6 protein-coding genes are annotated in these 11,538 nt (G+C 67.5%); 3 read left to right on the top strand and 3 right to left on the bottom strand.

The window, feature by feature from the left end; genetic code table 11:
• The first annotated feature begins 9 nt into the window (after positions 1–9).
• Entirely contained in the window at positions 10–2,463 is a 2,454-nt protein-coding gene (locus tag KV697_RS10185) for a DUF3772 domain-containing protein (protein WP_306822630.1), read from the top strand.
• A 109-nt stretch (positions 2,464–2,572) separates the two neighbouring features.
• The gene (locus KV697_RS10180; RefSeq protein WP_219018086.1) at positions 2,573–4,981 is read left to right on the top strand and encodes a TonB-dependent receptor; all 2,409 of its coding nucleotides are present in this window, start codon (positions 2,573–2,575) and stop codon (positions 4,979–4,981) included.
• A 181-nt stretch (positions 4,982–5,162) separates the two neighbouring features.
• Here KV697_RS10180 and KV697_RS10175 read toward each other — a convergent pair whose 3' ends face one another.
• From KV697_RS10175 to KV697_RS10165, 3 genes are all read right to left on the bottom strand, one after another.
• Positions 5,163–6,524 carry a sensor histidine kinase gene (locus KV697_RS10175; RefSeq protein WP_219018085.1) on the bottom strand — a complete coding sequence of 454 codons (1,362 nt, stop codon included), beginning with the start codon at positions 6,522–6,524 and terminating at the stop codon, positions 5,163–5,165.
• On the bottom strand, positions 6,521–7,201 hold the full coding sequence (locus KV697_RS10170; RefSeq protein WP_219018084.1) for a response regulator transcription factor: 681 nt from the start codon (positions 7,199–7,201) through the stop codon (positions 6,521–6,523). The genes KV697_RS10175 and KV697_RS10170 overlap by 4 nt, the downstream gene beginning before the upstream one ends.
• Before the next feature lie 75 nt (positions 7,202–7,276).
• Positions 7,277–8,500, bottom strand: a complete 1,224-nt coding sequence (locus KV697_RS10165) for a histidine-type phosphatase (RefSeq protein ID WP_219018083.1) — start codon at positions 8,498–8,500, stop codon at positions 7,277–7,279.
• A gap of 201 nt (positions 8,501–8,701) precedes the next feature.
• On the opposite strand from KV697_RS10165, the gene KV697_RS10160 reads away from it, so the two are divergent.
• On the top strand, positions 8,702–11,497 hold the full coding sequence (locus KV697_RS10160; RefSeq protein WP_219018082.1) for a TonB-dependent receptor: 2,796 nt from the start codon (positions 8,702–8,704) through the stop codon (positions 11,495–11,497).
• Positions 11,498–11,538 lie beyond the last annotated feature (41 nt).

The raw sequence follows: 11,538 nt of genomic DNA, 5'->3' as shown, positions 1-11,538 counted from the left end.
AGCCGGTCCATGTCCCAGGCTTTTCCCGTGCGCGCAAAAATCCTGCGCTTCTTCACCTTGGTCTGCATGATGGCCGGGCTGGTCGCAATGGGTGTGCCGGTGGCGGCGCAGGGCAATCCGGCGGCGGCCTCCGCCACCCGTATCGCCGAGGCGGAGGCGGACGTACGCGCGGTCGACCGAGCGCTCGATTCCAAGGTCGACGACGACGATCGGCGTGAGCTGCGCGACCGGGCGCAGGGGGCCAAGGACTCGACCGACCAGGCAGTGGCCGACCTGACCGAGCAGCTGGCGCTGGTCAACGCCCGGATCACCGGACTGGGCACGCCGACGCCGGGCGAGGTGGAAGCGCCCGAACTGGTCGCGCAGCGCAAGGCCCTGTCGATGCTGCGCTCGACGCTGGATGCGGCGATCAAGCGCGGGCGGCTGGCCGGGGTCGAGGCGGGGCAGCTGGTCGACGAGATCGACCAGAGCAAGGCCGCGCAGTTCAACGAGAAGCTGTCCTCCAAGACACCGTCGCCGCTCAGCCCGGCCTTTTGGAGCATCGTGCTGGAACAGGCGCCGCGCGACTGGCGGCGGGTCGGTCTGTTCCTGAAGCAGGGCGGCGAGCAGATCGCGGCGCAGTGGCGCGGCGGCATTCCGTGGCAGGCGCTGCTGGGATTTGCCCTGGCGGTCATCCTGATCGGCCCGGTACGGCTGGGCGGACACCGGCTGGCGCAACGCCGCCTGATCGCCGAGGCCCCGCCCAGCCGGGTGCGGCGCTCGGCCTATACCTTTTGGCGGGTGGCGGTGGGCACGCTCTGCCCGCTGGCCGCCGCCTTCGTGCTGGTCCAGGGCTTGCGCTGGGCCGGGCTGTTGCCGCAGCGCTGGACCAGTTTCCTCGACGGCTTCGTCTTCGCCTCGGGCGTGGCGGGGTTCACCGCCGCCGTCACGGGCGCGGTCCTGATGCGCAGCCAGCCCTCGTGGCGGATCGCGCCGCTGGACGACGAAACCGCCACCCGCCTGCGGCCCCTGTCCTGGGGGCTGACCCTGCTGACCTTCGTCACCGCGACGGTGATGTCGTTCGAGGGCGCGATCGGCAGCAGCCGCAGCGCGGTGATCGCCACCCAGGCGGTCGAGGCGCTCCTGCACCTGTTGCTGATCGTCGGGACGCTGGTGGTGCTGGGCCAGTTGCGCGCGCGTCGTGCCGCGCAGGCCGAAGAAGCGACCCATGCGGGCGTCAGCGCGGGGTTGAGCGTGGCGACGCTGATCGCCTGGATCGCGGTCGGGGTGGCGGGCCTGGCGCTGCTGATCGGCTATATATGGTTCAGCTGGTTCGTCGCGGTGATGATCGGCTGGACGGTGCTGCTCGGCTCGGCGCTCTATCTGATGATGGTGGCGGCCGACGACATCGCCACCTCGGTCTTCACCCGCGACAGCAAGGTCGGCGTCACCCTGACCCGTGCGCTGGGCGTGCGCGGCAGCATGGTCGACCAGTTCGGGCTGGTCCTGTCGGGCATGATCCGCTTGGCGCTGGTGCTGCTGGTGCTGGGCGTATTGCTGCGCCCGTTCGGGGCGAGCGGCGATCCGGGCGCGGTCTTCGACCAGCTCGCCAGCGTGGCCGACGGGATCAAGGTCGGCAATGTCTGGATCTCGCCCGGTGCGATCCTGCGCGGGCTGGCGGTGCTGTTCGTCGGGCTGGGGCTGGTCCGCCTGTTCATGCGCTGGCTGGAGCAGCGTTACCTGCCCGCGACCGATCTGGACGGGTCGGGGCGCAACTCGGTCAGCCTGGTCGCGCGCTATATCGGCATCGCGCTGGCGGTCATCTGGGCGCTGGCATCGCTGGGCATCGGGGTGGAACGGATCGCGCTCCTCTTGTCCGCCCTGTCGGTGGGTATCGGTTTCGGTCTTCAGGCGATCACCCAGAATTTCGTCTCCGGCCTGATCCTGCTGGCCGAGCGGCCGATCAAGATCGGCGACCTGATCCGCGTCGGCACCGACGAGGGCGACGTGAAGCGGATCAGCGTGCGCTCGACCGAGATCGAGCTGGCCGACCATTCGACGCTGATCGTCCCCAACTCCGAGCTCATCACCAAGTCGGTGCTCAACAAGACGCTGGCCGGGCCGCTGGGGCGTATCCAGATCCAGTTCTCGGTGCCGATCGAGACCGATGCCGACATGGTGCGCAGCATCGTGCTCGACTGTTTCACCGCCGAGGAGGCGGTGTTGGCCGACCCTGCGCCCAAGGCGTTCATCGACTCGATCATCGACGGACGAATCCATTTCAATTGCTTCGCGCATGTCGAAAGCCCGCGTGCCGCCTATGGCACGCGCAGCGCCGTGCTGTTCGCGCTGCTCGGCGCGCTCAGGGACAAGGGAATCGAGATCGGCACCCTGCCGCAGAAGATGGAGCTGGTGCGCCATAGCGGGACGGCGAACGCCGCCGCCCCGGCTCAACCGGGTGAAGATGAAACCAGGATGAAATGAACAAGTCCGCATTGGTCATAGAAAGGTAACACCAGCTTCTTGGAGCGCTCCTATCCGCGCGGCCAGCGACGACCGGAAGGTCGATCGGGGGATAGGGATAATAACCACCATGAACACCAATTTCGTTCGCGCCGCGCTGCTGGGCGGTTCCGCGCTTCTGGCACTCGCCGCCACGCCTGCTTTCGCGGCCGACACCAAGCCTGCCGCCGATCCGGCACCCGCCGCCGCAGCGACCGATCCCGCCACCGATTCGGGTGAGCTGAAGGACATCGTCGTCACCGCGACCAAGCGTGAGACCAGCCTCCAGAAGACGCCGATCGCCATCTCGGTCATCGACCCGACCGTGCTGAAGGACCGTCACGTCCAGAGCCTGCTCGACCTGGCCGACGGCACCGTGCCGTCGCTCCGCGTCGCCACCTTCGAGGCGCGCCAGTCGGCGCTGACCGTCGGTATTCGCGGCATCGTGCCGTTCGACCAGAACCAGACCGCGCGGGACACCGGCGTCGGCGTCTATTTCGACGGCGTGTATCTGGGCCGTTCGCAGGGCCTGAACGCCGCGCTGTTCGACATCGAGCGCGTCGAAGTGCTGCGCGGTCCGCAGGGCACGCTGTTCGGCCGCAATACCGAGGGCGGCGCGCTGTCGATCGTCACCGCCAAGCCGACCGGCAAGTTCGGCGGCTCGCTGACCGCGGGCTTCGGCAATTACGGCGCGTACAACACCGCCGCGCACGTCAACCTGCCCGAGTTCAATAACATCTCGATCAAGCTGGACGGCGTGATCCAGCACCAGAACCCGTTCGTGAAAAACCCGCTGCCGGGCAGCGTGGGCTGGGGCGCGTACAACCGCGCGGGCGGCCATGTCGCCGCCGTCTGGAAGCCGGTCGACGGTTTCTCGGCCGAGCTGTCCTATGATCAGGCGAAGGACGAGAACTCGCCCTTCTACAGCCAGTTGCTGAACTACAACCCGCGCGGCCTGCCGGTCGCGACGATCGCGCAGATCAATGCCAATGGCGGCAAGCTGCCCTCCGGCACCATCGCGCCCCTGTCGCCGCTGGTCGTCGTGTCGGGCGACAATCGCATGAAGACCGCCGATATCGGCGTGCCGCAGCAGTATAGCGTCGACCGCACCCATGGCTTCTCGGCCAAGCTGAACTACGACGTGGCGCCGAACCTGGAGCTGCGCTCGATCACCGCATGGCGCGGCGTGTCGACCGACCAGTGGGACAATTCGGGCGGCGCGCACCGGACCGTCTTCCTGCCGAACGGCAAGTTCAGCCGCTACAGCCTGTCCTTCATGCAGCAGCACCAGTTCAGCCAGGAATTTCAGGCGGTGGGCAGCCTGCCGCAGCTCGATTACGTGGCGGGCCTGTTCTACTTCACCGAAAACGCGCGTGAGACGGCGGCGACTCCGTCGACCAACCAGTGGAACGGCGACGGCACCGGCTACACCATCCTGTCGCAGACCGCGCTGGGCACTATCGGTTCGGGCAACCAGGGCTGGGCGCCGGGTTCGTTCTTCTTCCAGCGCGGCAGCTTCGCCCGCGCCTATAGCTATGCCGCCTTCGCGCAGGCGACCTACACGCCGGAGGGTTTCGACGCCTTCCACCTGACGCTGGGTGGCCGCTATACGAAGGACAAGCGCAACGGCACGCTGTACCTGGTGCAGGGCAAGTCGACCAACTTCCCCTTCACCTTCGACAACAGCCGGTTCGATCCGATGGTGACGGCGGCGTTCGACGCGACCGACACGATCCATCTCTATGCGAAATACTCGACCGGCTATCGCGCTGGCGGTGCCAACGACCGGTCGCAGACCTTCGCCTCGTTCGGCGCCGAAGCGGTCAAGTCCTATGAGATCGGGTCGAAGATGGACCTGTTCGAGCACCGCGTCCGCCTGAACCTGGCGGGCTATATCATGGACCGCACCGGCACCCAGATCGACTTCGACAATGTCGACACCAACCCGGCCAGCCCGACCTACAACCTGCATACCGAGGAAACCCGCAACGCGCCGGGGACGTCCAAGATTCGCGGGGTCGAGGCCGACATCACGACCAACCCGGTCGAGGGCATGACGGTCGGCGCGTCCTATGCCTACACCTACACCAACGTGCCGCTGACGCCGAACCCGTTCCTGGGCAACGCGCTGACCCAGGTGTTCGTGGTCTATACGCCGCGCAACGCCGCCTCGGCCTATGCCGATTATGAGGTGCCGCTGGCGGGTTCGGAGGCCAAGGTCCGTTTCCACCTGGACGCCAACTATGCCGACCCGGCCTACAGCTTCCAGAACGAGACGACGCGCACCGACAAGACCTTCGTGATGAACGGCCGCATCGCGCTGGCCGACCTGCCGCTGACCGAGGGCGGCACGAAGATGACCCTGTCGCTGTGGAGCCGCAACCTGCTCAACAACAGCTTCGTCTATCGCCGCTCGGCGGCCAATGCGACGACGCTGGGCGATTACGGCAACTTCAACCCGCCGCGCACCATCGGCCTGGAAGGCACGGTTCGCTTCTGATCCCGATCCGATACCCCAACTTCAGGGCCACCCTTCGGGGTGGCCCTTTTTTGTTTATCCTTCCTACCCTGCAAGGGGAGGTGGCAGGCCGAAGGCCTGACGGAGGGGTGTCCCGGCTGGGCGACTGGGGACACCCCTCCACCATGCCGCACACCCTCCCCTTGCAGGGGAGGAATGAGTGTCAGCGACGGGGAAGGATCAGCGATACGACCAGCCCCGGCGCGGCGTCGCCCAGCGTTAGCCGCCCGCGATGCAGCCGCGCGATCGCCTCGACCAGCGGCAGGCCCAGGCCATGGCCTCCCGCCGCTTCCCGCGCGGGATCGAGCCGCCCGAAACGGCGTAGCGCACGGGCGCGATCCTCGGGCGCGATGCCGGGGCCGTTATCCGTGACGCTCAAGGTCACGCCCTCTTCGCCGGCATCGAGCGACACGGTGATCGTGTCGCCGCCATATTTGATCGCATTGCCGATCAAATTGACCAGCGCCTGGGTCAGCAACTGCCGGTCGCCGACTAAGTCCGGCGCTGCGGCATCGATCGCCACGTCCAGACGATGCCCGGCATCCTCGGCGACGGGGATCATCATCGTCGCGGTGTCGCGGACCAGTATGGACAGGTCGAAGGGGGCGAACCCCGCCTTGCGATGCCCCGCCTCGATCTCGGCGATGCGCAGCAGCGCGGCGAACATGGCGAGCAGCGCGTCGCACTGGGCTAGCGCGGCGTGGGCGCGCTCGGCCTGGGCGGGATCCCGCGCCTCCTCGACCATCCGCGCCAGTTGGCCGCGCAAGCGCGACAGCGGCGTGCGCAGGTCATGGGCGATGTCGTTGGACTGGCCGCGCATCGCCTCCATCAGTTCGGCGATGCGGTCGAGCATGTGGTTGAAGGCGGCGGCCTGGCGGTCGAACTCGTCGCCCGATCCGGTCAGGGGGACGCGGTGGCGGATGTTGCCTGCGATGATCGCCTCGACCGTGGCGCGTTGGTCGGCGATGCGACGGCCGACCAGCATCGAAAAGGCGGTGAGGCCGCCGACCACGATCAGGATGATCGAGCCGAACCCGATCAGATAGATACGCGTCCGCGTCGCGCGGTAGCGGTCGAACGGCTCGGTTTCCGCCACCACCGCCAGCCGCCGCCCTTCGCCCGCGTCGCGGACCAGCGCGCGGCCATGCGACAGGCCGATGATCCCGTCACGCTGGCGCAAATCCGAACGGCCCATCGGCAGGGTGAAGCGCGGCGCGATATTGCCGCCCAACCTGCGCCCGTCCGGCCCCAGCAGCAACAGACCGATATCACCGGTGTCGCGCTGGCCCGACAGGGTGGCGATGCGTTCGAGCAGCAGGGGGGTAGGAAGCCGCGTCTCGCCCGCGTCGCGCTCCAGCACCAGATCGGCGACGACTTCGATCCGGCGGTCCACCGCGCGCGCCACCGTGACGCGGTTGGCGGCCAGGATCGCAATGGCGGTGGCGACCGTCGCGATCAGGAACAGGGCCAGGACGCCGATAGTCAGCCCGCGCAGCGACAGACGACGGATCGCACCCTGGATCATGGTTTCAGCGAATAACCGATCCCGCGCACCGTTTCGATGGGATCCTCGCCGCCATTCTCGGTCAGCTTGACGCGCAGGCGCCGAATATAGACGTCGACGATATTGGTCTCCGGCTCGAAATCATAGCCCCAGACCCGCTCGATCAGCATGGCACGGGTCAGCACCTCGCCCGCATGGCGGGCCAGTTCGGCCAGCAGCTTCAGCTCCAGATTGGCGAGCGTGATCGGCTGGCCGCCGCGCCAGGCGCGAAAGCCCGTCGGGCTGACCACGATGTTCCCTGCGCGGATGGTGTCGCTTTCGCTGACCGTCCAGCGGCGGCCCCGGATCACCGCCTGGATGCGCGCGACCAGTTCCTGCGGCTCGACCGGCTTGACGACATAATCGTCCGCGCCCGCTTCCAGCCCGTCGACCTTGTCGGTCGCCATGGACAGCGCGGTCAGCATCACGACGGGCACTGTGATGCCGCCCCCGCGCAGCGTCTCGACCACCGACAGCCCGTCCAGGCGCGGCATCATGCGGTCGAGGATCACCGCGTCATATTGCTCGCGGTCCATCGCGGCGAGCGCGAGGCGGCCGTCCCCGACATGCTCGACCCGGTGGCCCATTGCGATCAGGTCGGCGGCGAGGCCGTGCGCATAGGTGGCATCGTCCTCGACCAGAAGCAGGTGCAGGCTCATCTTCACTTTCCAAACCGTGACCGCCTTCGCCCTACCGGGCAAAAGCGCGGTGGCAAGCCCTACCCCGCCAAAGCCCTACCTCGCCAGCGGGGCCAGCCGCTCGCCGAACAACGTTACGAAGCGGTCGAGCGGGCAGGGGGCATCGGCTGGGCAACCGCGCACCTGCACCGGCTTCACCGACACGGCGGCGGCGTGGGCGCGGATCTGCTCCGGCGATTGGGTGCGATAGCGGACGGTGACGAAGGCGCGGCCCTTGGCATCATGCCAGCGCTCGATCAGGATCGCGCCGCCTGGGGCGGCATCATTGGTCGCATAGCCCGGCGCGACCAGATCGAAGCCGAGCAAAGCCGCCAGCGCGGTGACATTGGTGTCGTGTCCGACCAGCATGTCGATCTTCGCGCCGTCCCTGGCGGTCAGCGCCTCGATCATGTGCCGCCCGAACGCCGCCGACTGGTGCGCGGCCATATAGGGCGAGCGCGAATAGACGTCGAACAGCGCGGCATGGACCGCGCCCAGCCTCGCCAGCACCGCCCCGTCAACCGGCAGGCCGCCGACCGAAGGCGACAGCCCTTCGGCATATTGCAGCAACAGCACCTGCGCCGTGCCCGAGGCGGTGCGGATCGGCCCGGTCAGATCGATGCCATGCCCGTCGGCCGAGGGCGTCAGCCGCGCCGGTCCCGCCGGGTCGCAGCCCTTGGCATCGCCGCAGCCCAGTACCCGATTCAGCAATTGCAGCGCGGGGCGGTTCCGCGCGACCAGCGCGTCCATACCGCCGGTGAAGCGGTCGATATCCGCCACCGCCGTCGTCGCGTCGAAGCGGGTGGCGCGGGCGCGCAGCGGCTCGAACAGCGGATCGACCTGACCCAGCGGGTTGTGCGCGACCGGCACCGCGCAACCGGGGGCCAGCGCCTTGGCATAGGCTTCGCCGCTGGCGATGGTGCGGGACGAGCTGTTCGTCCAGATGCGGATGCTGCCGGGCGCGGGGCAGTTCCGGGTCAGCAGGCCGCGCGCGATCCAGTCCGCGCGGTCGGCGCGGGCCTCGGCGGCGAGGGCTTCGGCGCCGTGCGGGGTCAGTTCGCTCTCCGGCGTGGTCCAGATCGGCCAGGGCTTGGCGGTGCGGGTGCCGTGCGGCACCTCGCCGTCCAGCGGGGCGCGGACGCCGTGCCGCATCAGCACGACGACCCGGTCGAGCGTCAGCCCCTGGGGCGCAGGGGCCTTCTGCGCCGCGACCGGCACCGCCAGCATGGAAAGGGCGAACAGGGCGAGCGGCGCGCGCAGGCGGCGGGGGAGAGCGATCATCGCGCGACTTTGGACCGATTTCGGGTCAGGACTGTGACATTGCCCACGCCTCCGGGGCGATGATCGGCGGTGGCGCCAAGAATTTTTCAAAGTCATCAAAATTCGGTCAATAAGTCATCGGACTGTCACAGGGCACCCCTAGCGGAGCCGTCGAAGGCGCCCGGGGGGCGTCGCCATCAGAATTGATCCAGGGGGATTTCCATGACCGCTTCGTCCAAGCGGGCGCATGTCGTGCGCCTGTTGTGCAGCACTGCCGCCACCTTCCTGCTCGCCGCGCCTGCGCTGGCCGCCGAGCCGGTCGTCACCAGCGAGCCGGTCGTTGCCGATACCGATCCGCAGGCGGGCGAGGACGTGGTGGTCAAGGGCCATCGCCAGGCGGTGGTCGATGCGCAGGACGAACAGCTGCGCAGCCAGTCGCTCGCCACCGTCGTCTCGGGCGAGGAACTGCGCCTTCAGCCGCAGCAGAATCTGGCCGACCTGCTGACCCACCTGCCGGGCATCAGCTCGTCGGTGGACCAGTCGCGCAACGCGGCGGCGACCGGCGAGGCGCAGTATGTCTCGATCCGTGGTCTCGACACCTCGTACAACGCCTATTCGCTCGACGGCGTGCGCCTGGCGCAGACCGATGCGCGCACCCGCGCCATCTCGATGAACCTGCTGTCGCCTTTCTCACTCCAGACGGTGCGCGTCGACAAGGCGCCGACCGCCAAGTATGATGGCGACGTGATCGCGGGCATCATCGACATGGTGCCGATCACCGCCTTCGACCTGCCCAATCATCGCAGCCAGATCCGGCTTCAGGGCCAGGTGGCGGGCCGTGCGGCGGCGCGCGGCGAAGACCCCTGGGGCGGCACCGCGCAGGTCGAGACGGCGCAGCGCTTCGGCAATTTCGGTATCTATGCCTCGGCCTATTACGGCCTGAAGCATGTGCTGGGCGAGTCGACTGCCGTGCAGCACGACTGGGAGAAGTATAACAACGCCATCCCCGGCATGATCCGCGACAATCTGGACAATCTGTTCGCGCGCGGCGCCCAGTGGCAGGCTTTCCGCAACCGGATCGAGCGGATGGGCGGCACGCTGAACCTCGACTGGAAGGGCGAGGGGACCGACCTGTACCTCCACTCCACCTATGGCCGGTACCAGCTGAAGAGCTGGATGGACCAGACCGCGCTGCGCCAGACCAGCCTGGCCCCCTATCAGAAGAACCCCAACCCCAATGGCGGCTCCTATGACGCGGCGGGCTACCGCGCCGATTACGGTCTGACCGCCACCGACTATTTCCGCACCGAGCACAGCAACCAGGAACTGGTGACGACCAAGCTGGGCGGCCAGACCCGCTCGGGCGACTTCACCTTCGACTATCACGGCGCCTATTCGCGCGGGTCGCAGGATTACCCCTTGCGCATCCAGTCCGGTTTCGCGGGCGCGCCCTATATCGGCACCGCCGACAATACGGGCACGGCGGCGTATCGCATGGTTACCTCGATCGGCCAGCGCACCTTCCCGCAGGTCGTGCTGACCGACGCGGCGCGCGCCTATCTGACCGACCTGACCAAGCTGAAGCAGTGGTACGTCACCCAGCAGTTCGAGAATACCTGGGAACGCCGCCTGGAGGGGCAGTTCGACACGACCTGGCACCATGCCGACCAGGGCCTCGTCTCGATCTCGGCGGGCGCCAAGGTCGAGGATGCCAAGCGCTACGCCAATGCGCTGGGTGACGACGGCGCGCTGCAATATACCTTCCCCAATGCGGATGGCAGCAATTCGCCGCGTTACGCCGCGACCGGCCCCGGCCTGATGACGCTGCCCGGCCGGATGCTGGGCGGGTTCATGAACAATGCGGCGCAGGTGCCGATCTTCCTGATCGACACGCGCTTCATCGAGGACGAGGTCGCCCGCCTCTCCAGCCCGAAGATCGCAGGCCTGGACCCGGTGAAGCTGAAAGAAAACCGCCTCGACGGGCGCGAGAACCGGCTGTCCGGCTATGTCATGACGACGCTGCAGTTCGGCGACCTTCAGGTCGTGCCGGGCCTGCGCTACGAATATAACCGCTTCAAGGGCACCTATTGGCAGGATCAGGGCAACGACACCGGCCAGTTCGCCACGTCCAGCCGCCACTACGACATGTGGCTGCCCAGCGTGATCGCCAACTACCGGCCGAACGACGACATGGTCGTCCGCGCCTCGATCCGGAAGAGCTATTCGCGTCCGGCCTTCGACCTGCTGCTCGGGCCGACCAGCGTGTCGCGCAACGATCTGGGCGAGGTGACGGGGGTGTTCATTCCGAACCCCAATCTGAACGCGCAGACCTCGTGGAATTACGACGCTTCGGTCGAATATAAGGGGCAGGGCACCGACTTCTTCTCGATCAGCCCCTTCTACAAGCAGCTGAACCACGTCCTGTTCGCGACCGGCACCACCAACGCGAGCGGCGACTACAACATCTGGGGCAATCCCCAGTCGGAACAGCAGGGCGGGGTCGAGGTGTCGAGCCTGACCACCGACGCCACCGGCAAGATCTATGGTGTCGAGCTGTTCGGGCGCTATTCGCTGAAGGGTCTGCCGGGGCTGCTCGACGGGCTGGGCCTCCAGGCCAATGTCACGGTGCAGCGCGCCACGGCGCGGGTCTTCGTCAACGGCCAGATGCGCGACCAGCGCATGACCCAGGCGCCCAAGATCATGTACAATGCCGCGCTGTTCTACAGCCATGGCGGCCTGTCGGCGGAGTGGAACTACAACTATACCGGCGACCGCCTGTACGATCTGCGCTCCAGCCGGCCGGATACCTATATCCAGCCGACGACCATCTCGAACCTGATCGTCAACTATGTCCTGCCCTCGGGCCTGACGGTCGGCGCGTCGGTGCAGAACCTGTTCAACGAACACAGCTATTGGGCGACGACCAGCGAGCGCAAGGCGTATCTCTCGAACGACCGCAAGGGCGGTTATGTCGAGACGGGGCGCATGTACATGCTCAACCTGACCTACGCCTTCTGACCTTATCCTCTCCCCGATCCGGTGCCCGCCCCCCGTAGGCA

The organism is Sphingomonas sanguinis, from assembly GCF_019297835.1.
In the GTDB taxonomy this organism is placed as follows: Bacteria; Pseudomonadota; Alphaproteobacteria; order Sphingomonadales; family Sphingomonadaceae; genus Sphingomonas; species Sphingomonas sanguinis_D.
Note: the sequence above shows the minus strand (reverse complement) of the source record. Positions and strands in the feature narration are given on the sequence as shown.

Excerpts from the sequence above, each read along its gene's own strand:
- KV697_RS10185 (WP_306822630.1), top strand. The coding sequence starts at position 10 with ATGTCCCAGGCTTTTCCCGTGCGCGCAAAAATCCTGCGCTTCTTCACC.
- KV697_RS10180 (WP_219018086.1), top strand. The coding sequence starts at position 2,573 with ATGAACACCAATTTCGTTCGCGCCGCGCTGCTGGGCGGTTCCGCGCTT.
- KV697_RS10175 (WP_219018085.1), bottom strand. The coding sequence starts at position 6,524 with ATGATCCAGGGTGCGATCCGTCGTCTGTCGCTGCGCGGGCTGACTATC.
- KV697_RS10170 (WP_219018084.1), bottom strand. The coding sequence starts at position 7,201 with ATGAGCCTGCACCTGCTTCTGGTCGAGGACGATGCCACCTATGCGCAC.
- KV697_RS10165 (WP_219018083.1), bottom strand. The coding sequence starts at position 8,500 with ATGATCGCTCTCCCCCGCCGCCTGCGCGCGCCGCTCGCCCTGTTCGCC.
- KV697_RS10160 (WP_219018082.1), top strand. The coding sequence starts at position 8,702 with ATGACCGCTTCGTCCAAGCGGGCGCATGTCGTGCGCCTGTTGTGCAGC.